The organism is Candidatus Zixiibacteriota bacterium, from assembly GCA_034439475.1.
Lineage (GTDB): Bacteria > Zixibacteria > MSB-5A5 > GN15 > FEB-12 > JAWXAN01.
On record JAWXAN010000076.1, the window covers coordinates 19716 to 43160 of the forward strand.

Below are 23445 nucleotides of genomic sequence, written 5' to 3' on the forward strand. Positions count from 1 at the left end.
GAAAGGCTCTGTTAAACTGAGGCTTGTTTAGATACAGAAATAAGTTCAGTCGTTCTCAAATCAAGAGGAACCGAATTTCGTGTTGTGCGGCTTTTTGCGCCGACAACTATGACAACTGCCGAGATAATTATGATCGAGCTTATGATTGTGCGGACTGTCACGGGTTCGTTAGCCAGGACCGAGCCGAGAAAAATTGCGATTACGGGATTGACGAATGCATAGGAGGCCGCCTTGCCGGGAGTGGTTGTGCGAAGCAGCCAGGCATAGGCCGCAAAGGCCAACGTGCCGAATGTAACCAGATAGACCATCGCCCATATAGATGGGGATGTAACGAGTTCGGGATTAAAGCGCCCGAACTCACCAGTTATGGTTGCCAGCGCTGTCAATATAATGCCAGCCGCAAAAAGCTGCATTCCTGCTGATTGAATTTTCGAGTCCGGAGCTGGGACATTGCGCGAGAAGACCGAGCCGATGGACCAGGATATCTCACTGCCCAATATCAACACGATTGCCCAGAAGTTGTCAAGCCGCGCAAGGCCCACAATTTTTGTTGGCGCAATCAAAAATGCCACACCGACAGCGCCGAGAAGAATACCGGAAAGAAGCAGACGCGACGGTTTTTGTCCGCCCGGGCGAAGCCAGTCGATGAGCACTACCCAAAGCGGAACTGTTCCGACAAGCAAGGCCGTCAATCCCGATGGCACAAATTGCAGCGCCCAGATGATTAGCCCCGTCCCGCCGACCATGAGGAAACTTCCGATAATCGCGGCATATTTCCACTCACGCAACGAAGGTTTTGCCGCCCCTTGGTAGTGCGCCCATATATAGAGAATGACCCCGCTAAGAATACATCTCACACCACCCATCAGAAACGGAGGGATGCTCGCAATGGCAAACTGATTGGCAAGATATGTCGATCCCCATATGATATAGACCGCGCCAAAGGCCAGAATAAGTTGGAGTCTATTTCGCTTGGCGATTTCAATTTCAGTCATCGCGGTCTCCATTCGTGCCGGGCATTATTTCAAGCGGCAGTTTGCTTGTCTCTTTGTAGGTTTCCATTACTATTGTTGTGCGTGTGGAAACGACGGCGGGTATTTTCCCAATTTTGTCCCGAATGAGTTTGCCAAGCGCCGAGGTGTCGCTGGTTCGGACTTTGATGAGATAGCAGTCTTCGCCGGCTACGTTGAAGACTTCCTGAACTTCGGGAATTTTTATCAGTTCCGGCCCGGCAGAGGCATCACCCGCCATTTCGCTTGTTTTGACGAAGACAAAAGCGACCAGACCACAATTGAGTTTGGCGGCATCGAGGCGAATTTCGTAACCTTTGATTATTCCTTTTTTCTCCAGTTTTCTCACTCGCTCCAATGTCGCTGAGGCGGCCATTCCGATGCGGTCTGCTATGTCACTATTGGACGTTTTGGAGTTTTCCTGAAGAATGGTAAGGATTTGGCGATCTATTTTGTCTATCACGAGACTTCTCCTTGATTTCTGTATAATATGCGGTAATTATATGATTGTCAAGAAGAAAAGTTGTATTATTGTTATAATTCAGAATAATACACTGTTTTTTGTGCTGTTTTGATTTGGGTCGGCAAACTTATGCTATTTAACGAAGGAACTTTTTTCAGACAAGCAGATACGCTAGCAGTGTATTCGCAAACCACATTACTTTACGCTTTGAAAAATGCCGATGGATTGTATACTTAAATACTGAAAGCTAACCACGAACGGCAGTTGGACCCGGGGAGTTTCTGTGAATCTAATTCGGATAATTTTGAAAATAACACTGCTTTGTCTGCTTGCTGTCCAAACCTATGCAGTCGATCCGACATTTAATTCCAAGATTGATTACCAAGTCGGAACTGATCCGCAGTCATTGTTTGCCGCTGACCTTGATGGCGACGGCGACCAAGATCTGGCAGTTGCGAATCTTAATACGGCTAATGTCTCGGTTTTGAAAAACAACGGTAATGGCACATTCGGAGGTGCAGTCAATTACGGAACTGGAAGTTCAGCTCATTCAGTTTATGCAGCCGACTTGGACGGTGATGGCGACTTGGACTTGGCTGTGGCGAGTTTCGCAAATTTTGTCTCCGTACTCAAAAACAATGGCGATGGCACATTCGGCGTTTCGGTCAACTACCCAGCAACTGGTAGCCCGGCATCGATCTTTGCTGAAGATTTTGATGGAGACGGTAAGCAAGACATTGTGACTGCGAATTGGTCGGGAAATAGTGTTACGGTCAGAATCAATAATGGGGACGGGACATTCCCTTTTCTTGGAATCACCCATATCATCGCTCCTACATCGGACAACGGCCCCTTCTCCGTATATGCCGCTGACCTCGATGGAGATGGCAAGCCAGACCTGGCCACAGCGAACTATAACACGCAAACCATCTCAATCTTAACAAAACATCGGAGATGGCAATTTCATTCCAACGGGACTGTATGGAGTCGGCAATACCCCTGCATCTGTTTTTGCCACTGATTTTGATGGTGATAGCGCGATCGACCTTGCCGTGGCAAATGCTAATTCGAGCTCTGTGTCAATTGTGAAAAATAGCGGCGAGGGATCGTTTGTCAGCACAACTAATTACGGAGTAGGAATTGGCCCGTTGTCAGTCTGCGCCGCTGACTTTAATAATGATGGTCATCCTGACTTGTCCGCGGTAAACTACGTATCCGGTTCCGTATCCGTTTTAACGAACGAAGGGGACGGCACCTTCGCCACAGCAGTCAACTTCGAGGTAGGAGGACATCCTCGCTGTGTTGTTTCGGCAGATTTTAACGGAGACAACAAACCCGACATTGCTTCGGTGGGCTGGGACCTGGATGCTGTCTCGGTATTGTTGAATATCACGCCTTGCTGTTTCAGTACAACAGGAAATGTGGACTGCAATGTTAATGACTTCGCAGATATCTCCGACCTGACGGCCTTAATAGATAACCTGTTTATTTCTCTTTCTCCGCTTTGTTGCGAAGAAGAAGCAAATACCGACGGCACGGGTGATGTTGATATTTCTGACTTGACCGCGCTCATCGACCATCTCTTCATATCGCTGAATCCGACGGCAATGTGTCCATGAAATTTACCCAATAAATCACGATTGGGCTTACTCATACCTCAAGGCATGAAAAGACGAGTTTTACCCTCAGCTTCTGAGACTTCTATTCAATCCAGTCGGCAATGAAGATATTAGTTTCGCCATGCGCCTTGCCGTCGCGATTCGAGGCAAAAACCAGTTTGGTTCCGTCATGGGAAAACATCGGAAAGCCGTCAAAGGTGGAATTAAATGTGACTTGCTCTATAGCTTTGGTGGTGACATTCACCATATACAGATCAAAGTTTCTGCCCTGTGGATCATTGACGTTTGAGGCAAAAATCACACGGTTGCCATCGGGGTGAAAGTACGGCCCGAAATTGGCGGCGTTGTTCGAGGTCAGTTGTATCGGGATTCTGTCGGCGAGCTTCATTACATAGATCTCCAACCGTCCGGGTCGGACAAGACCTTCAGCAAGTAGCTCCTGATATTCTTTCAGGCTATCCCCGGTCGGCCTCGAAGCCCGCCAGCAGATGGACTGGCCGTCGAGAGAGAAAAACGCGCCGCCATCGTAACCCGGTTCGTTGGTCAACTGTTCAACATCGCCTCCGTCAGGATTCATCATATATAGTTCCAGATCGCCACTTCGAACAGAAGTGAAAAGAATTTTATTCCCCTGTGGAGAATATACGCATTCGGCATCGTAACCCTCGGTCTCGGTCAAGCGAATCAGATTCGTCCCATCTGAACTGGCTTTGAAAATATCGTATCCTTTGTGCAACGCCCATGTGTATCCTTTCGACATATCGGGTCGGGGAGGACAGGCGGTATCGGCAAGATGAGTTGAGGCGTAAATTATTGATTGTCCGTCAGGAGAAATAAACGAGCAGGTGGTCGCTCCTTTGCCGTTTGATACCATGTGGGCATTTGCGCCATCGGAGGTCATGCGGAAAATGGCATCGCATTGGAGTGAATCACGGGTTGATTGAAATATCAATTCGCTGGCATCATATGAAAAGTAGGCCTCGGCATTCTGTCCGCCAAAAGTCAACTGGCGGATATTCGTCAGATGTTTCTCGCCGTCGAAAATGGTCGCTTTGACCACTTGAGTTCCGCTTAGCGCATTCCCTTTTTGGTCAATGCGTTCGCCGCAACCAAGAGCGGTCAGTAAAAGAAACGCCGCGCTATATCTTCCAATCATCCAAAACCTCCAATTTAGAACAACAACTATACATAATGTCCAAGAGACGATAGTAATTAAGCCGAGTAAGAAATAGTAAAAAAGTCTCGGAATTATTTGAGTCGAATCATCAGCCTATTTGCGTCTTTTCCAGCAATTGACGGAAAGCATTTAACCGGTCGGTTTCGGCAATGCCGGAGAAATCAACCATTACTGTCGGACGGGGGACGAGTGAGAACTCCATTGGGGCATCGGTCCCCTTGCGCAACGCTTCTATTTCGGCGCGGCTCAACTTCTTGTCTTCTTTGAAGAAAATATTGACCCGCCCTGAGCGCATTTTGACTTTCTCAGCTCCCAACTGCGCCGCGACAACCTTTACTGCTGTTGCATCGAAAAGATTTATCGCCGACTGCGGCGCCCGGCCAAAACGGTCGGCAACTTCTTCGGTGATTTTGATGACGTCATCAAGCACGGCGGCATCGGCCAAACGGCGGTATATGTCGACTTTTTGCTGACTATCGGGGATATAGTCTTCGGCAAGATATGTTTCGAGGTCAAGTTCGAATTTGGTGTCGGGGGGTTTTACAAGCTCTTCCCCCTTTAGCTTCGCGATTGTTTCCTCGAGGAGTTTGTTGTAGAGATCGAAACCGATTTCTTCGATAAAGCCGGACTGCTTAGCCCCGAGCAATGTACCGGCACCGCGAATTTCAAGGTCGCGCATGGCTAAGGCAAATCCTGATCCGAGGTCGGCATGGGCTTCAAGGGCGCGAAGGCGTTTCATTGCATCAACCTGCAGGGTCTTGATCTCAGGTGTTAGCAAATAAGCATAGGCCCGTCTCGCGCTTCTCCCGACACGACCGCGCAATTGATACAATTGTGCGAGACCGAATTTATCGGCACGATTGATGATTATTGTATTGGCTCTGGGAATATCCAATCCGGATTCAATAATGGATGTGCAAAGCAACACCTGATAGTGTCCTGCCATAAAGGCCAGCATGATTCCCTCAAGCGAGCGTTCATGCATCTGGCCATGAGCGATTCCAATTTCCGCTTTGGGCAGGAGTTCTTTCAGATATTCGTACATGGCGTCTATAGTCTGCACTCTATTATGGACAAAGAAAACCTGTCCGCCGCGATCAATTTCGCGCAGGACAGCCATATTAATAATGGAGGCATCAAATTCCACAATTTCCGTTATGATTGGCAGTCGGTCTTTTGGAGATGTCGTAATGAGGCTCATATCCCGCACACCCGAGAGCGCCATTTGCAGAGTGCGCGGGATTGGTGTGGCGGTCATGGCAAGGGTGTCGACGGTCGAGCGCAACCTGCGCAGCGCCTCTTTGTGTTTTACGCCAAAGCGATGTTCTTCATCAATGATGAGAAGTCCTAAATCTTTGAATTCGATATCCCCCGAGAGCAAGCGGTGTGTGCCAATGACCAAATCGACTTTTCCTTCTGCAAGTTTTTGAACTGTCTCAAGCTGCTCTTTCTTGGTTCTGAATCGTGAAAGCAGATCGACCGACGCGGCAAAATCAGAGAGACGCTCAGAGAAAGTCGCGTAATGCTGTTGGGCGAGGATGGTCGTGGGAACCAGAATGGCTACCTGTTTTCCGTCATCGATTGCCTTAAATGCGGCGCGGATGGCGACCTCGGTTTTCCCATAGCCGACATCGCCGCATATAAGTCGATCCATCGCCCGTTCCATCTCCATATCCCGCTTTACATCGGCGATCGCTTTTTCTTGATCGGGCGTTTCATCGTAGGGAAACGAGGCCTCAAGTTGGCGCATAAATACGCTGTCGGGGCTGAAGGCGTATCCAAGCCGCGCTTTGCGTTCGGCATAGAGCACAATAAGATCATCGGCCATATCAGCAATTGCTTTTTGTGTTTTCTCTTTGAGCTTGTCCCAGCCTGGTCCGCCGAGACGTGTCAGTTCGGGCGCGTTTTCACTGCCTGAATATTTTCCGACACGGTTGAATTCTTCGATGGGCACAAAAAGACGGTCAGTGCCATAGTATTGCAAAAGCAGGCAGTCGCGATTACGGTCATCGACATGGATTGTTTCCAGCCCAAGGTAGCGGGCGATACCAAAATCGTTATGCACCACATAATCCCCGCGATTGAGATTGTGGTAATCTGATATCGCGACCCCTTCGCGGAATTTCTTTTTTCGTACGCGGCGATGATATCGATGGAATATCTCATGATCGGTAAGAATGGCAAACTTTCCGCCTGGGGAAACAAACCCGCCGCTCAAGTTTGCGGCTTCGACGACCGGCTTTGGCTCTAATGTGACTTTCTCTGCCAACAATTCCTGTAGCCGCTGAGCTTGAGCGACGTTGTCGGTGGCTATAAAGGAGGCAATGCCAAGCGTTTGATACTCACGAAGTGTGTCGGCCAAGAGGTCAAGCCTCGAGCCAAGGGCCGGATGGGGCTGGCAGTCAAAGTAAATGAGGGTTGGATCGACGCCTCGAAAAGGAAGGATTTCAATTTGGGGATGCGCACGAAAGGCATTGAGAATGTTGATCTTGTTCTGATAATACTCTTCCGGTTGCGGAAGCTTAGTGAGTTTTTCTGAAAGCCGCTCACAGAGCGATCGGGCTTCGTCAATAATTTCCTCGGCTTCTTTTTCAAGTGTCGCTGTTTGCTCCGAAACAATTAGGCCATCAAGAGGGAAATATTCCAGAAACGAACCATGTTTCATGCCGAATAGGAGCGACAGCCATTCGAGGCCCGGCAGTTCTGGATCCCTCAGATAGCGATTTCGAATAAAATCAGCATCGCTCTCGGGCAGGCGATCAAGGTGTGCCTCAAGGTCTTCATGGCTTATTGAAATTTCACGTTTCGGAAGGAGCCTCACATGAGTGAGTTGTCCTATCGTGCGCTGAGTCGAAACATCAAACTGCCGAATAGTGTCGACTTCGTCACCAAAGAATTCGATACGCACCGGCGCATCGGCTCCGGGGCTAAAAAAATCGACCAAGCCGCCTCGTTTTGCGAAGTCGCCGACTTCTTCTACGAGCGGGACATTTCGAAAGCCAAGATTGACGAGACGCGTTATGAGGCTGTCGATTTCAATTTCCGTTCCGACTTTTAGTTCGATTCGGCTCTGTTCAAGCTCTTCGCGCGATATCGTTGGTTCGAGGATTGCGCGCATGGGAGCGACAACGACTTTGAGCGAGCTGGATGAGAGAGCGGACAAAGTCGAGATACGGCGCCCCATGATTTCGCCAACCGGGGCTTTGAAATCATAGGGCAGAATCTGACGCGCGGGATAATGGCCGACCAGTTCCGGTCCTAAGAGAAAGAGCAGGTCATCATAAAGGTCATTGGCTGTCTCGGCCTTGGCTGTCACAATGAGAATTGGCGATGTTCTGAGATCAGAGAGGAGGCTTATAAGAATTGACTCGGATGAACCCGAAAGTCCAGAGACTTTGATGTGGGGTTGCAAACCGCTATTCAGTGATGCAACCAGCGATTGGAAAGGAAGGCTATCCCTAAACCTATCGAGTACGATGCGCAGGCGCGGCAGCAGGCCCAGTTCTTTTGTCGGTATGAGTGTGCTTTCGGCCAAAAATCTTTTCCTCTCAATATTTGTTTGTCGCATAGCAACAACACAAAAGCCCCGGCCAAAATTGTACGGGGATACTCCATCTTCGAGATATCAATATATTGATGGAGCGGCTAAAAAGCCAGAGCGTCTTGGAGTGGAAACTATTAATTACTCAAGTTGTGAAGATTCCGGCAACTCGGAATCTGTTTGGATATCTTCGGCGGCATGGACTTGATCGTACCTTCGGGCGACAGTATCGTACAGAACGACTATTGACACCCGCCTGTTACGTGAATCCTCGGGGTTGCTTGTAATCATAGGAAATTTATCCGCAAACCCTCGCACTTCCCTGACTTGATTCGCAGTGAGACCGGAAACCTCCATCAACGCCCGCGCAGAATTGGCTCTGTCTACGGAGAGTTCCCAGTTCGTGTATTCGATTGTAGAGGCATGGGAAGCAGATGTGTGGCCTTCCATTACCAGCTTATTGGGGATTTTGCCGAGTTGGTCAGCGATTGTCACCAGGATGATCGCGCTTTGTTGAAGCAGTTTTGCCGATCCGGGTTCAAAAAAGGCCGGTGAATTTTCGGACTCGTTTAATATGATACGGAGTCCTTCGGATGTTATCTGGATCGTCACATTCTCGCGCAGGCGTAGGAATGCTTCCTGCTTTTCCAATTCTTCAAGCATAAGCTTTGCGGTCATTTTCATCTGCTGGACTTCGTCCTTAGACGGACTGGACTTGTCTTCAGGGACAGGAGGGCGAACGATTGCCATGTCCGGCGAATCTGACTTTAGCGCGGTTTCCGAACCTTTTAGCACACCCGCGCCGCCGGGATCGGTGAATTTACCTGGGTCACGGAAGAAACCCTGAACAGCTTCTTTGACCTCAGGCTCCTGCCCGACAAGCCACAGCACGAGAAAAAAAGCCATCATGGCCGTCATAAAATCGGCGAATGCAACTTTCCATGCCCCGCCATGATGGCCTCCATGACCACCACGCCTTATTTTCTTGATGATTATCGGTCGATTCGAGTTATCGTCACTCACAGATGACTACTTCTTTTTGGCATCGTTGCAGGCTTTTTCAAGCTCAAGAAATCCGGGGCGAACTTCTGCAAAGAGGGATCTCCGGGCAAATTCAACTGCGATCACTCCAGCAACCCCTTTATGAAATGAGAGCAGGGCATATTTCATGCAGCCCATGTACTGCTTGGTGTCGTGGCTTCGATGTGTCAACGATGCCGCAAGGGGTCCGACAAATCCATACGACATGAGAATACCCAAAAACGTTCCCACCAGTGCGGCGGCAACATTCTGACCGATAACTTCAGGCGGTCCGCCGATAGAACTCATCGTGATGACAATTCCAAGTACCGCCGCGACAATCCCAAGCCCCGGGAGGGCGTCGGAAACCGAACTAAGCGCTTGGGATGGTTTTAGTTCTTCCTCATGAAGAACCTCGATGTCGGCATCCATTAAGTCATCGAGATCATGCGGTTGTACTGAGCCGGAGATGATAACGCGCATTGTGTCGGTGAAGAAGGCGACAGCATGATGATTTTTGAGGAACTTGGGATATCTCTTGAATATCTCGCTTTGTTCGGGGTGCTCAATATGTGATTCGAGACCGACAAGGCCGTCGCGTCGAGCCACATTGAATATTTGGTACATCATCACAAGCAGATCCAGAAAATCCTTTTTCGTCAATCCACTACCGAGAACGGCGGTAATCTGGCTCATCATCGCTTTGATGACTGTGAGAGGAGTGGCGATGAGCATTGCGCCGAGGGCGGCGCCACCAATGATTATGACTTCATTGGGTTGCCAAAGTGCGAGGATCTGCCCGCCATGCATGGCGAATCCGCCAAGCACAGAGCCGACCACTATTATTGCGCCGATAAATATAAACATGGACGCTCAAAATCCTTTTTTATGCGCGGTAATCCAGACCAAATCCCTTGTTCTCTCAATTTTCGTCATTTTCGGCAAAACCTTTATGAAGTTGATGTGATGAATAGGTTTTGTGGCTTTACGATTGAAAACTTGCTTGATCATTCAGAACTGCCGTTATTTGACCTAACATGTATAAAACCATTCGGATGAATCTCCTTCCACTGAGCATAATTGCCAGCGCTATAGGCTTATTTGTGATATCAACGCCCTCAGAAGTATTTGCCGCAGCTGATGAAGATGGGGGCGTTGTGCTCGAAGTCCTCCTCGGGCTGATTGTCATCCTGATTGCCGCAAAACTCGGCGGCGATCTCTTTGAACGTTTCAAGCAGCCGGCTGTTTTAGGTGAACTATTTTTTGGGATACTCATTGGCAATGCCTATTTATTCGGTTTCACAGGTTTTGAGGCATTTAAAACAGACCTGACGCTTGAGATTCTTGCCGAAATCGGTGTCATTATTCTGCTCTTCCAGGTCGGCCTCGAGTCAACCGTCAAAGATATGCTCAAAGTCGGCCCGACTGCATTGTTGGTGGCTGTCGTGGGCGTTGTTGCTCCATTTTTGTTGGGGCTCGGTGTAACAGAATTAATTGCGCCAAACGAATCGATCTATGTCCACATATTCGTTGCCGCGACATTGACAGCAACCTCGGTCGGAATTACAGCTCGGGTATTAAAAGATATTGGCAAGAGCCAGTCGCCCGAGGCAAAGATTATTCTCGGCGCGGCGGTCATAGATGATATTCTCGGCTTGGTCATACTTTCGACTGTGGTCGCTGTTATTGCCGCGGCAAACGGCGGGGGAGGGGTCAGTGTGGGGGCGATCTCATGGATTGTGGCCAAAGCAGGATTGTTTATCGCCGGTGCGATAATTATTGGAAGTTTTGTCGTGCCATATTTCTTCAGGTTTGGCTTTGTTTTAAAAGGCAGAGGGGTAATGCTCTCGTTCTCGCTCCTCTTCTGCTTTGTGCTTGCCTATATCTCCGGTCTGGTTGGTCTTGCGCCGATTGTAGGCGCATTCGCAGCAGGTTTGGTTCTTGAGAAAGTTCATTTCAGAGATTTCGTCAGTCGCGGCGAACAGGAAGTCGACCATTTGATTGAGCCGATTGCAACTTTTCTTGTGCCGATATTTTTTGTCCGAATGGGAATGCAGGTAGATTTGATGACATTTGCCAATGGCGAAGTCCTCTGGTTCGCAGCGGCCTTGACGGTGGTGGCCGTCGTTGGCAAACAAGTCTGCTCGCTCGTGATTTTCGATAAAACAATTAACCGGCTTGCGATTGGATTAGGGATGATTCCTCGGGGCGAAGTCGGCCTGATCTTTGCTGGAATCGGCGCGCGGCTGACAATTGGAGCCGAGCCGGTTGTTTCTGCGGCGACCTATTCGGCGGTGGTGATTATGGTTATTGTGACGACTCTCGTGACTCCGCCATTGTTGAAGTGGGCTCTGATGAGGGGGGAGAAATGAACCGGATCAGATGTTGCCCAATTTCTTTCTGACAATCTCAATTTCCTTTTTGACATTTTCTTGGTACAGCCAATCGGCTGGGGCAACTTCAAGACTTTTCTGAAAACTATACATTGCCTCTTGATGACGTCCCAGTTTGCTGAGCGCAACGCCGCGGTTGGCCCATGCGATGGCGTAATCCGGTCTATGGCATAGCGCGGTATCATAGCTTTTGACGGCTTCGTCATGACGTCCTAGTTCTCTGAGCGCATTGCCACGGTTGCCCCATGCTTCGGCAAAATCCCCTTTATGACGTAGTGCGGCATCATAGCTTTCAATGGCTTCTTCATGACGTCCCAGTTTACTGAGCACAATGCCGCGGTTGCACCATGCTTCGGCTAAATCCCCTTTATGACGTAGTGCGGCATCATAGCTTTCAAAGGCTTCTTGATGACGTCCCAGTATACTGAGCACATTGCCACGGTTGCACCATGCGCCGGCGTAATCCCCTTTATGACGTAGTGCGGTATCATAGCTTTCAATGGCTTCTTCATGACGTCCCAGTATACTGAGCACATAGCCGCGGTTGTACCATGCGCCGGCGTAATCCCCTTTATGACGTAGTGCGGTATCATAGCTTTCAATGGCTTCTTCATGACGATCCAGGTTACTGAGCACATTGCCGCGGTTGCTCCATGCTTCGGCGTAATCCCCTTTATGACGTAGTGCGGTATCATAGCTTTCAATGGCTTCTTCATGACGTCCCAGTTTACTGAGCACAATGCCGCGGTTGCTCCATGCTTCGGAGAAGTCTGATTTGTAGTTTGTTGCCTGGTTGAAGCTTTCGAGAGAATCGTTCCATTGCACAAGGTCGGCGTAGGCGTTTCCGCGCAGGAAATGACGATACGCCATATTAATAGAGAGTTCCTTAAGCTCCCTCACAATGTGTGTTTCATCCGCAAGAGCTATGATTGCTCCTTTAGGGTCACCTTCGGCAAGCAGGTCCGAAGCGTCTTCAAGCTCTTTCTTACCCAATTCACTGATTGGTAACTCTCGGATCTCTACTTTCGTAATTTGAGTCAGGCTGGCGAACTTCTGATCGATATGGGCTAATATCTTTTCATTGTTCTGACCGCTCTTCGTCAGTATCTTCTTAGTGCTCCCGTCGATTTCCCCCAGCACTTCGTTGTGGCGTTCATTTAATTTTTTGTCGAAGCGATTATCTTTCCACCAATTCAAGAATATGAAGATGCCAAATCCTATTATTAGCAAGCCGAAGAATAGACTCTGGAAATAGGCTTCCAGCAAATTGAAGTTGGCTTTCCCAATGACTATAGCAAGGAGCCCTAAGAGAACGAGCCCAATAGCTTTGCCCAGGTTAAAGTGGCAGCACAGAAAATCAAGAAGACGGATCATTTTGTGACAGAGATATTTTAGCCAAAGAATTCTATATATAACCGATCATTGCATTTATCTCTCGATTAGCAGTAAGGAGTTCGGAATGTCGTTGAAAGTCAAGCACTTTTCTGTTAGGATGAGGCAAAGTGAATATTCGGCGTTCAGGTTTCGGCAATGTGCCAAAGTCTACTTTCAGACTGATATTCCGCCACGGCGGAGTAGCTCGTTTTATTCTTCGTACTCAATGATAATCTTATTTTTTATGCCACTTGACAACTTGGTAGCTTGCTCCTATTTTCACAAAACATCGCGGGGTGGAGCAGTCTGGTAGCTCGTCGGGCTCATAACCCGAAGGTCGGAGGTTCAAATCCTCCCCCCGCCATTAAATCAAGCTCCTGATTATCAATCACTTGCATCGACGACCGTGGACTTGAAGAACTCTCAGATAGAGTTCTTTCTAACAGTTTGCTAACAGAATTTCCGAAAACTGTTTTATCCAGACGTTCCGCGGCCGCCAGCACCGGAGGCGATCCAGCCCCCAAACCCATTGACTTTGGCTATCGCATGACTAACATTGGAAGTGGTACAACTAACGGGGGCAGGTCAGCGGCCTTCCTTGTTCCCCTGCTAGGTTCAGTAGTCTCTGACGGACAGAGGCAGCAATATTGATCGGCTTCTTGCTGCTCAAACTGATGCCTCCAGATAAGGCTGAATCACTCTGGCCACTCGATTAATCTTGGCGAAATGCCACAGTTCATCCACCGTCCCCTTTTTCAGTCGCAGGTAGTCCTTTAGCGCCTCCATCGCGACGTCGAGTCCGATCTTGTTTCGGAATTTGAAGCAGTCGGCTACTGTTTTGGCGGGGCAGTATATTCTTACATCAACACCCTCGATAATATGTTTCTCGATGCCTGAATTGAGACTTGGGTCGGTTAGTCGTATTATTCTCAGAGGAGGCGTGCTGAACCGCGGGGACGCTGCCCTATTTTCAATGGCAATCCAGACTTCTCTGGGGATCTGAGTGGTCATGCCGTGAAAATTCAGCGCGGATAGCAGGCAGACCGTACCATGAGGTATTCGAGCATTGGCAATGGCAAGATCGTGATTCTCGGTGATGGCGGTTTGAGGAGTCATATAAACGCCTCTGCCAACGGAGACCAGTAGCTTCTTATCGATAAGTCGACTAATCCCTTGAGGGTGCAGTCCTCTTTTGAGTAGAGTCTTTTGCCGTTTGATTCCTCGTGGAATGTCAGCAATAGTTTTGTTTGTCATAGGCTTATTCGGCTTCATGTGATAAAGTATCGGTACTTATTTATATTTGTCAATAGATTATCACATATATTTATGTAAAATGTTGTTTAACAATGTATTACAACAATATGAAATGGTAAGTTACAAGCCAAGTCGGGAAGCAACCTACGTAGGGTCTAAGTTGACAATAGCTGCTTGATCAGCGCTCGAAGTTCGCGGGTCACTACTTCAAATGTCGGAAGATCCGCAATCTGATGTGCCAGTCCCCTTTTCCAATATCGCTCTGTTTCTACCAACTGCTCATCGATGAAGAAATCTTCAATTTGCGGTTCAAGAATCTCCTTGAAATGACATTTTGTTATGAGTAGATCTCTGGTCTTTTTCCGTTCAAAGGCACCAGTTTCATCCCTTAGCAATATCCAGACATCGTAGTAGTCCCGGCTCTTGCCCCACTGTAAAATACTACGGAGCTTTTCGGCCACAATTTCTTCGAGCGCATAGACTGGAATGTTTGCGGTAAGATCATCAGAATACTCTTTAGCGATCTCACGTTCTGGTGTTGAGAGTGATATTTCCTCATCTAATGCAATATCAACTCGAATGTTATTCTTCTGTCCACTCGACTGCCGTAGCGGTCCGTCATACGTCAGTTTCAATTGTGCGGATACGATGTCCTCGGAGTCCTTCGGATATCGGGAAAATTCACTGACTCGAAGCGGTACGCCAAAAGTGCTGTTCACGCCTTCAACCGCCCGTTGAAAGATATTTTGAATCTGGGAAGGAACGAGTTTATCCCGGGCAGTGAAATCCAAATCCTCTGAATATCGCCAATTGGAATAATAACACTTTTTGAGAGCCGTGCCACCCTTGAAGACTAATGATTCCCGAAACTCAGGAATTCCTGCGAGTGCCATGAGCGTTTTTGACAGGACATAGTCCTTTTCTATAACACCCGGTGGAATCGACTTATTGGCGGCGATCGTGCGTATGGCGTCGGCGCTAATCATACACTAATGCTGTATCCACTCGGTTAGATTAGATGGCTTCACGTTGACGCGAATCCGCCAATCGGGATTCAGCGTGTGTTTCGACGGTGCTCCGTGGGTATCCAAATCGACGTAGCCGTACGTAAGACGCTTCTGCAGGTCTGACCTGACGTACGAGTCGAGGATGCCCAAAGTGTCGAGCAAGTATCCCAATCGTTTCACAATGGCGTAATTGCCCATACGATCAATGTAATTGAGCATAAGGTCAAAATTGAATTCTGTCCTTCCGTACCACAAGCCTTTTGCTACTTCCACGATTTCACCGGCATAGCGCGGCTGATCGAGGCAATCGATGATTGTCTTCTCTTTACTTGCGATTGCCACTTTCTGGTCGCCAAGCCACTGCTCTGTAAATCCGAAAAATTTGTCCTGGCGGAGCTTTACGAACTTGAATCCGGTTCCTTCGACTGTCACCGTCCGTTTGACCTTGGTCGTGGCAATGAAGACAGTTCGGGAAGGCTGTTCGGTCCAACCGTAGAAATTGAGCGCAGTCCAGTAGGTTACATAGTACGGGTCTATCAATTGGGCAGCGATAATCAGGCTCTCTTCAGTGAATTTGCCGCTCTTCCAGGCAACGGGTGGAATGACGAGGTACCTACCTTTTTCGATGCGCTGTAGTTTCTTCTTCTTTGAGAGTAGATAAATGATCTTGGAAGTGAAGCCTCTGCTGAGTGCCATGATTTCAGCTGCCTCCTCAACCGTGAATATGCGCTTGCCTCGTTCGCCTAGGGTGGCTATAAGGTATTCTTCTTTGGAGCTAATTCCAGGCATATAGACTTTCGATTAACAATTCTTACTTTTTACAGTAAGAATGGTATAACAAAACAATAATCTTGTCAAGCAAAAAGCTCACGTCTCGTAATTGCAGAGCGAGAATCCCCTGCCCAATAAGGCATTATTGACTCTAACCGTAGGTTCACCACCGATGAGAAAGACAAAAATCTGAAACTCTCTCGGTAGCCATTCGGTGATTATGGTCTTGATTTTCTATAGACCAAGTTGGTCTACTTTTGAAAGAGCCCGGCATAGGTCACGATCTCGAAGAGCTGCATCTTTTTCGATCTGCTACGGGGGATCATTACCTTCCTCAGGTTGCAGTTGAGTAGCCAAGATAGAATTTCATGCAGTCACCAGGTATGCCTAATACTGGAAATTCATGACGATTTCGTAACCAGCGCTGATAAGTGACCGAGTAACAACAAGGGTTATCGGTTCGATTTTCCCAACTGTTTCCCGGGCGGTTGAGAATTCTCAAATTGGTGTTTAACTAGCGAAAGTTTGACACACGCCCCTTGCTAACAGTTTGCTAACAGAATCAGCCAAAACAGGCAATAATAATGGACAACACCGGACACGTATCGCATACGTAAGTTGTTGTCCTTTGTTTGTAGCACATCAAATCTTTCCTGGGTAAAAGACCTTGGAGCACACTATGTGATCGACTACACAAAAGATGATTTCACCGATAACGGCACAAAATACGATATCATTTTGGATGCTGTTGCTAAACGGACTTTTTTCAGCTGTAGGCGTTCTATAACCGAAACTGGAATTTACATTACAGAAAATCCACTAAAACCAAAATACCAATTAGTTCAATTACTTCTTAGTCGGATAATTGGCGACAAAAGAGCAAAAGCACATCTCGCAAAACCAAACGATAAAGATCTATACTTTATACGAGAACTTATTGAGGAAGAGAAAATAAAACCAATCATTGAAAAGTGCTATCCTTTGGATCAGATTGTAGGGGCACATCGACATGTCGAAGATGGGCATACAAAGGGTAAAGTCGTTATTGAAATCCAAAAGGGGTGATTTTGCATCCATTCTCGGACTGGCTCAGATGCTCCGCCACGTACCGCCGCACCCCTTCTTCAACGGATAGAAACGGAGTGGCATACCCGGCGCGGCGAAGTTTGGTCAGGTCCGCCTGCGTGTGGTACTGGTAGTTGGCCCTGATATTTTCCGGAATGTCGACAAACTCAATTTTCGGCTCTTTTTCCAGCGCCGCGAATAGCGCTCTGGCCAGATCAAGCCAGGTACGGGTCAGGCCACTGCCACAGTTATAAAGACCCGAGATTTCGGGATGGTCGAAAAAGAAAAGCGTTTCAGCGACGGCGTCATTCACATAGACAAAATCCCTCCCCTGCTCGCCATCGCGGTAGTCCGGGTGATGTGACCTGAAGAGACTGATGACCCCTTGCGACTTCACCTGCGCGTACGCCTTGTTGACAAGTGACCGCATCGCTTGCTTGTGATCTTCCCCCGGGCCATACACATTGAAATATTTCAGCCCCGCAATTCTAGCAATCACGCCGCTCTTGATTGCCCACATATCGAACATCTGCTTGGAGCGACCATACGCATTCAATGGATTGAAAGTTGAGGTTATGGATTCGTCATCGACATACCCATTGGCCCCGTCGCCATACGTGGCGGCGCTGGAGGCATAGACAAACCGCGCGCTGGTTTTAAGCGACCATTCACACAGGTCGACGCTGTATTGAAAATTATTATCGGCCAGATACGACTCATTAGTCTCAAATGTCGAACTGCACGCCCCCAGATGGAAGACACAGCTAACTTTGGGTACTCGCCCGTCTCGGAGCATCGAACGGAAGGTGGTCTTGTCGTAGAATGTCTGATAGGTGAGGCGATCGAGATTCTGCTGCTTGCCGGGGTGATTCAGATGATCGACGATGCTGATACTACTGTGGCCGCGATTATTGAGCGCCTTCACTATATTGCTTCCGATGAATCCGGCCCCGCCGGTGACGATGAATGAAGCTTGGAAACTCACCTGTTCAATTTCCGACAGAATACGAGCAGTGTCAATAGGGATGTTTTGAGGAAAGGTCGGTCAAATACTACCCGGATGCATGAGACCCTACCCTGCCAGTCCGATCCTTTTGAGAAACACCGGCCAGCGCGGGTCGGCGTGCAGACTTTGTACGTCGTCAGACAATTCGGATATGGTGGTACCTCACGTTAAGATGCACTTTACTACATCGCAATCGCTTTTCGGCATTCTCTCTTTCGCTGTTCGATCGCTTAATCTTGTCTTTACAACTCTATGAGGCTAATTGGATGGAAGCACTTCTTTCCCCCAACCAAATGGCTGAGAGGCTGGGTGTGAGGCTCTCGACAATCTATCAGTGGACTCATACCAGGTTCATTCCGCACATCAAATTGGGAAGGCTTGTAAGGTTTAGGGAAGGGGAGATTCTGAAATGTCTCACGAAAAAATCACTTCCGGGCAAGTCAATCTCGGTATTGAAAACGCGATACCTTTCTTTCTAACAGTTTGCTAACAGAATGAGCCAAAACAGGCCAAAATAATGGACAACACCGGACAACTCAGATCATGTAAGTTATTGTTCTTACAGTAGCTTAGTGTCCGTTGTTGTTTCGTGATTGGGAATCAAAACGTTCTCATAACCCGAAGGTCGGAGGTTCAAATCCTCCCCCCGCCATTAAATTCAAGTCATAAGTCTAGTTGAAGTATACACGGAAGCCCGACCCTTAAGGCTATGCCTACGGCAATTCATTTCTTCGTTGGTTTTGTCATAGAAAGGGTGTAGCGGACAGCAAGGGTTCCGGACACGCGCTCATTCGCATCCTGATAGCTCGCCGAAATTATTCGCTCACCGGAAATCTTGTCCAATAACGGATCCAGGTCTCCTTTGATGTAGATCATCCCAAGTGCGACCTGCTTGGGATCATCAATCTGAAAACCATTGAGAACTGTAGCAGCGCTGTTTTCGCCACTCTTGTGTGTTTCAACAGGTGCCTCGCCCTTGGTCTCGACCAGTTCATGGGTCTCCCACTTGATCGGAGTTCCTAGATCGCTAAACCCGTGGGTGAGGAATAGGGAATACTTTTTTTCTTTCGCGTTGATCTCCAGCGTGAAGGGTGTGGAGCCGCGGGGATGGACATCGCCAGTCCGATTATTTGTTGTTCGCCTTGTTATTTTATGCAACACACCCATTTCGTCAGGGAAACTATCGAGGACTACAACACGCAAATATTCGAGCTTCGCAGGTCCGATCGGCATTTTCATCCGGGCATCGTTCGCCGCACTGATTTCATCATCGGTTGCATTATCGGCGGTCATTGCTGGGCCGGGCATCCAGTTGCCGGCATTTTCCATGTTCGCCAGGACTGCTTGCATATCAGGAGCTGCTACCGAATTGCCAGCCACCATGCTGGAATAGACACTTGGTCCATCGCTACGCATATCGAGCATCTCCTGCGAGGAAAACGACTGCGTGACTGATATCGTTACATGTTCCGGTCCGTTGATCGTTCGCGTTGTGCTGTCGTACGATGCCTTGAACGTTACATCATAGTTCAAATACCAAACCGGAGCTTTTAGAGACGTTTGCAGATCGGCGGCGATAATGGACGGAAAGAAAAAAACCAGCATTACAATCGAAATTGTGGTATTAACACTACGCATGAATCCTCCTTACCAGGTTTGATCGATTAGAAAGATAATAGGCAAATTGATTGAATCAGTCAATCTAAGAGTTTTCCCCCTTGCAAGACAGTCGCCTAGTGTCCGGTGTTGGCTCGTACCTTGAAATCCGAAACGGCTCATAACCCGAAGGTCGGAGGTTCAAATCCTCCCCCCACCATTAAATAAAGTCTACCATGTATCGTGCTTGTGAGGAGTAGGAGCGCGTTTCACTGAGGCTGGTGCGGTATGCGCCACAGGAAGTTCCTGCCAGCGAGTGGTGTAATTCGGCGAGCACAAGGTCGCGTGCGATTGCCAACTTCTCTTTATCCCTGCCGCCGCATATCGAATTGTCCCGTGCCCCCAATGCGCATTGAGATGATCGATGACACCGCTCAGCTTGTGAAGACGATTATGTTCGTTATCAACAAAAATATCGGCTTGGCGGACATCCGCTCTTGAAAGGTCGCTGAGCGTGATTCCACCCTTATAGTAAGTCACGTCGAGCTGGTAGATTTGTTCAAGGCCGGTTAGCGCAGCGCGTATGAGATCGCTATCGCAATCGGTCGGCAAGGGCAAATGCACCGTGATTGTACTAGACGTTTTTGAGGGTGCCGACTTCGACCGCACACCACAATATACGGTAATACGACGCGCTAACGAGCAGTCGTGTCGTAACTCTCTTCCACCTTGCGCGGCAAATGTAGCGATAGCTTCCTTTAATTCCCCAAGGTCGGTCACCAGTTTGCCAAACGAGCGTGAGCAGGTAATTGCTTTGCGGGGTGGATCGTCCAGGTCAAGCGATATGCAGGAAACTCCTTGAAGTTCTTTCAATAACCGCAAGCCCGTCACCCCTGCCTTCTTTCCAAACCAGTGTTGATCAATCCCTTGCAATTGGAGCGCCGTTGTGATGCCGCGATCGGTCAACCATTTACCGTATTGGCGTCCGATACCCCAGATATCATCTACTGGGGTGCCAGCCAGCACACGGTCGCGGTCTTGCTGCGAACACGCGGACAAATCAAAGCGCCCTCCCGTTGATATTTTCTTTTTCGCATGCTCTGCGGCCAACTTGGCAAGAGTTTTGGTTTCCGCAACACCGATTGACACCGGCACACCAACCCAGCGATATACAGTTTGCCGCATGTTTCTGATCAGCCTATCGATAACGCGGCTATCCGCTTCTTTGAGTATCATGAACACTTCGTCAACTGAATATACCTCGATATCCGGGCAAAACTGCCGAAGGGAGTGAACAATGCGATGCGAGAGATCGCGGTATAACGTGAAATTGGCGGATAGCACACAAACACGATTGTTTTTAACCAGATCCCACACCTGGTAGAGTGGCATTCCTATTTTTATTCCCAATTTCTTCGCTTCGTTGGATCGCGAAATGATGCAGGCGTCGTTATTGGAAAGAACAACCACCGGTCTCCCTTCAAGCCGCGGATCGAATACGCGTTCGCATGAGACGAAAAAATTGTTGCAATCAACAAGGGCAAACAGAAGGGGACTCTGTTTCGTCGACAGTTTGTCCACCTCATCGACCGGCATCAATCCCTCAGATTTTATGAATGACATAGGTGACCACTCCCCACACTGCGGATTCCGCGTTCGCCAAAACACCGTCAAACTGCTTGCCCGACTTACCGTGTTTCTCGCCCTGGGCCAGTGACTGGTATGGGGCAATTACCAAAGCTCCGTCAATTACCGCAATAATGATACTGTCCGAATTAGGCGTAAGCGCGCGATCGACAATCAGAATATCATCATCGAGAATAGCGCCGTGATCCGGTGAGTTTCCCTTAACTCGCAGGAAAAAAGTGGCGCTCGGATGCTCGACCAAATGGGCATTCAGGTCGAGATGCATCCGCGAACTCCAGTCCGTGCCAGCATGAAAAGCAATGACACTTGAGAGGTCGCTCTGTTTTTCCGAAGGTTGATTAGGATCCGTGTTTGTCATATTCGCCTGCCGTGATATAACTATACCTGTCGGTAAGGCGGGCCGCTATCACATTGACATCACGTTTCAATCCACGCGCCCGTGAAGGGCGCGACTTGGCCGCACTATCGTGACGACATGATGCCATCGTTTCAATCCACGCGCCCGTGAAGGGCGCGACTTTTTTGTTCGAATTGTGGTCGAAACGGTAAACAAGTTTCAATCCACGCGCCCGTGAAGGGCGCGACGTTCGTCTACAGCAGGCATCGGGGCATCCAGCGTTTCAATCCACGCGCCCGTGAAGGGCGCGACAATCTGTCGACGTAGCCTTTCTCACCTTGCTCGTGTTTCAATCCACGCGCCCATGAAGGGCGCGACCGCCGCCTCCAAGCACTGCCACATCCGATGCTGGGTTTCAATCCACGCGCCCATGAAGGGCGCGACGAATGGAGCACAGGTGATCCAGCAGGCAACCCAGGTTTCAATCCACGCGCCCATGAAGGGCGCGACTTCACTGGCCGCGGCGTTCGCCGCTTCCACTGATGTTTCAATCCACGCGCCCATGAAGGGCGCGACTGCGGTGTATGTCGACTGGATAACTATACCTGAGGTTTCAATCCACGCGCCCATGAAGGGCGCGACGCCTTGCAACCCGCTTTGAGGTTAAGCATGGCCTTGTTTCAATCCACGCGCCCATGAAGGGCGCGACGTCCACACCGCCTTGTGCGGCATAAGATTTAACTCGTTTCAATCCACGCGCCCATGAAGGGCGCGACATAGCTGGTTCACGGCGTCAACGTCATCATCGGAGTTTCAATCCACGCGCCCATGAAGGGCGCGACTCCATCTCGCGCGGGTCAGCTATAACATGTATAGGTTTCAATCCACGCGCCCATGAAGGGCGCGACGCCGTAACTTGTCGTGGCCATAAGGGTAGTTTGCGTTTCAATCCACGCGCCCATGAAGGGCGCGACCTTGGATTCTTTACACCGTCGGCACACCCGAAGCGTTTCAATCCACGCGCCCATGAAGGGCGCGACGGTGGAACCGGACCAAGAGTGCTGGTGCGAAAATGTTTCAATCCACGCGCCCATGAAGGGCGCGACTCAACTATTTCGGCGTCGACAAACTGCTTTTCGCGTTTCAATCCACGCGCCCATGAAGGGCGCGACTTACGACAGCACTCCTTGGAGTACCGATACTCTTAGGTTTCAATCCACGCGCCCATGAAGGGCGCGACATTAACACCATCCAATTTTTAACCAGACAACAAGTTTCAATCCACGCGCCCATGAAGGGCGCGACGTGTTATTTTCGGTATTTTTCGGTTATTTTTAACGTTTCAATCCACGCGCCCATGAAGGGCGCGACATAGCGACCTCAATGCAGCAGAGGCCAGGATCGAGTTTCAATCCACGCGCCCATGAAGGGCGCGACGACACTGTCGGGCGGAGAGTCTGCCGGCAGGATGTTTCAATCCACGCGCCCATGAAGGGCGCGACTTATTTGCATCGACCGCTTCGAATCTCTCGACATGGTTTCAATCCACGCGCCCATGAAGGGCGCGACCTCGAATATCTCAAACAGAGGCAGGGCGCGACTGTTTCAATCCACGCGCCCATGAAGGGCGCGACCTAAATCTTGTAGCACGACAAGCCCGTGCCGATTGTTTCAATCCACGCGCCCATGAAGGGCGCGACGTCAGTTATTCTCAGCGAGCCTATTGTTGGATAAGTTTCAATCCACGCGCCCATGAAGGGCGCGACCAAGACTCACATCCGCGAAATCCGCGGCCAAATCGTTTCAATCCACGCGCCCATGAAGGGCGCGACGCAGACCAGAGCCGCCATATACACCATGAGCAAGTTTCAATCCACGCGCCCATGAAGGGCGCGACACTAATGGGCCGATAACAAGCGATCCTATCGGATGGTTTCAATCCACGCGCCCATGAAGGGCGCGACATGGCAGGGGGGCGGGCGTGTTGCCCCCGAAACCAAGTTTCAATCCACGCGCCCATGAAGGGCGCGACACAAGATTGCCGACTTGCACGCGGAATATGGCACAGTTTCAATCCACGCGCCCATGAAGGGCGCGACAATCTCGTCCGGTAGACTCTCCGCCAGACAGTGTGTTTCAATCCACGCGCCCATGAAGGGCGCGAC

General features: G+C 49.3%; 19 protein-coding genes, 1 tRNA gene and 1 CRISPR repeat array. Of the genes, 6 read left to right on the forward strand and 14 right to left on the reverse strand.

The features are described 5' to 3' along the window. Window positions 1–11: 11 nt before the first annotated feature. The gene (locus SGI97_10825; GenBank protein ID MDZ4724377.1) at window positions 12–995 is read right to left on the reverse strand and encodes an EamA family transporter; all 984 of its coding nucleotides are present in this window, start codon (window positions 993–995) and stop codon (window positions 12–14) included. Then, window positions 988–1473, reverse strand: a complete 486-nt coding sequence (locus tag SGI97_10830) for an Lrp/AsnC family transcriptional regulator (GenBank protein MDZ4724378.1) — start codon at window positions 1471–1473, stop codon at window positions 988–990. The genes SGI97_10825 and SGI97_10830 overlap by 8 nt, the downstream gene beginning before the upstream one ends. Before the next feature lie 283 nt (window positions 1474–1756). On the opposite strand from SGI97_10830, the gene SGI97_10835 reads away from it, so the two are divergent. Further along, window positions 1757–2494 (forward strand): VCBS repeat-containing protein, encoded by a 738-nt coding sequence (locus SGI97_10835; protein ID MDZ4724379.1) that lies wholly within the window; start codon window positions 1757–1759, stop codon window positions 2492–2494. After that, window positions 2451–3092 carry a VCBS repeat-containing protein gene (locus tag SGI97_10840; GenBank protein MDZ4724380.1) on the forward strand — a complete coding sequence of 214 codons (642 nt, stop codon included), beginning with the start codon at window positions 2451–2453 and terminating at the stop codon, window positions 3090–3092. The genes SGI97_10835 and SGI97_10840 overlap by 44 nt, the downstream gene beginning before the upstream one ends. 82 nt (window positions 3093–3174) lie before the next feature. Here SGI97_10840 and SGI97_10845 read toward each other — a convergent pair whose 3' ends face one another. The 4 genes from SGI97_10845 to motA form a co-directional block, all read right to left on the reverse strand. Beyond that, complete coding sequence (locus SGI97_10845; GenBank protein ID MDZ4724381.1) at window positions 3175–4248, reverse strand: hypothetical protein; 1074 nt, start codon at window positions 4246–4248, stop codon at window positions 3175–3177. 109 nt (window positions 4249–4357) lie between these two features. Next, window positions 4358–7804 carry a transcription-repair coupling factor gene (mfd, locus tag SGI97_10850; protein ID MDZ4724382.1) on the reverse strand — a complete coding sequence of 1149 codons (3447 nt, stop codon included), beginning with the start codon at window positions 7802–7804 and terminating at the stop codon, window positions 4358–4360. 147 nt (window positions 7805–7951) lie between these two features. Next, entirely contained in the window at window positions 7952–8833 is an 882-nt protein-coding gene (locus SGI97_10855) for a flagellar motor protein MotB (protein MDZ4724383.1), read from the reverse strand. 6 nt (window positions 8834–8839) lie between these two features. Further along, window positions 8840–9697: a flagellar motor stator protein MotA gene (gene motA / locus SGI97_10860; GenBank protein MDZ4724384.1), complete on the reverse strand. Its 858-nt coding sequence runs from the start codon at window positions 9695–9697 to the stop codon at window positions 8840–8842. A gap of 188 nt (window positions 9698–9885) precedes the next feature. On the opposite strand from motA, the gene SGI97_10865 reads away from it, so the two are divergent. Further along, a complete protein-coding gene (locus tag SGI97_10865; protein MDZ4724385.1) occupies window positions 9886–11202 on the forward strand; it encodes a cation:proton antiporter in 1317 nt (438 codons plus the stop codon). A gap of 6 nt (window positions 11203–11208) precedes the next feature. Here the strand turns inward: SGI97_10865 and SGI97_10870 are convergent, their stop codons facing one another. Next, window positions 11209–12420, reverse strand: coding sequence for a tetratricopeptide repeat protein (locus SGI97_10870; GenBank protein ID MDZ4724386.1), 1212 nt, complete (start codon window positions 12418–12420; stop codon window positions 11209–11211). A 467-nt stretch (window positions 12421–12887) separates the two neighbouring features. Here SGI97_10870 and SGI97_10875 point away from each other — a divergent pair. Then, window positions 12888–12961 (forward strand) — tRNA-Met (locus tag SGI97_10875). A 302-nt stretch (window positions 12962–13263) separates the two neighbouring features. Here the strand turns inward: SGI97_10875 and SGI97_10880 are convergent. The 3 genes from SGI97_10880 to SGI97_10890 form a co-directional block, all read right to left on the reverse strand. Then, entirely contained in the window at window positions 13264–13851 is a 588-nt protein-coding gene (locus tag SGI97_10880) for a transcriptional regulator (GenBank protein MDZ4724387.1), read from the reverse strand. 155 nt (window positions 13852–14006) lie between these two features. Continuing rightward, entirely contained in the window at window positions 14007–14837 is an 831-nt protein-coding gene (locus tag SGI97_10885) for a nucleotidyl transferase AbiEii/AbiGii toxin family protein (protein ID MDZ4724388.1), read from the reverse strand. Window positions 14838–14840: 3 nt separating this feature from the next. After that, entirely contained in the window at window positions 14841–15554 is a 714-nt protein-coding gene (locus SGI97_10890) for a hypothetical protein (GenBank protein MDZ4724389.1), read from the reverse strand. Window positions 15555–16310: 756 nt separating this feature from the next. Between SGI97_10890 and SGI97_10895 the strand changes: the two genes are divergently transcribed. After that, window positions 16311–16694, forward strand: coding sequence for a zinc-binding dehydrogenase (locus SGI97_10895; protein MDZ4724390.1), 384 nt, complete (start codon window positions 16311–16313; stop codon window positions 16692–16694). On the opposite strand, the gene rfaD is transcribed toward SGI97_10895, so the two are convergent. Next, window positions 16672–17679, reverse strand: coding sequence for an ADP-glyceromanno-heptose 6-epimerase (rfaD, locus tag SGI97_10900; protein MDZ4724391.1), 1008 nt, complete (start codon window positions 17677–17679; stop codon window positions 16672–16674). The two genes, SGI97_10895 and rfaD, sit on opposite strands and share 23 nt — an antisense overlap. A 287-nt stretch (window positions 17680–17966) precedes the next feature. On the opposite strand from rfaD, the gene SGI97_10905 reads away from it, so the two are divergent. Beyond that, a complete protein-coding gene (locus SGI97_10905) occupies window positions 17967–18179 on the forward strand; it encodes a helix-turn-helix domain-containing protein (GenBank protein MDZ4724392.1) in 213 nt (70 codons plus the stop codon). A 244-nt stretch (window positions 18180–18423) separates the two neighbouring features. Here SGI97_10905 and SGI97_10910 read toward each other — a convergent pair whose 3' ends face one another. The 3 genes from SGI97_10910 to SGI97_10920 form a co-directional block, all read right to left on the reverse strand. Beyond that, window positions 18424–19338: a hypothetical protein gene (locus tag SGI97_10910; GenBank protein ID MDZ4724393.1), complete on the reverse strand. Its 915-nt coding sequence runs from the start codon at window positions 19336–19338 to the stop codon at window positions 18424–18426. A 189-nt stretch (window positions 19339–19527) separates the two neighbouring features. Then, on the reverse strand, window positions 19528–20892 hold the full coding sequence (locus SGI97_10915; protein ID MDZ4724394.1) for a Y-family DNA polymerase: 1365 nt from the start codon (window positions 20890–20892) through the stop codon (window positions 19528–19530). Window positions 20893–20899: 7 nt separating this feature from the next. Beyond that, window positions 20900–21301 (reverse strand): S24 family peptidase, encoded by a 402-nt coding sequence (locus SGI97_10920; protein ID MDZ4724395.1) that lies wholly within the window; start codon window positions 21299–21301, stop codon window positions 20900–20902. Window positions 21302–21364: 63 nt separating this feature from the next. Continuing rightward, window positions 21365–23444: direct repeats of the CRISPR family, unit length 31 nt; unit sequence GTTTCAATCCACGCGCCCATGAAGGGCGCGA. Window position 23445: the final 1 nt, after the last annotated feature.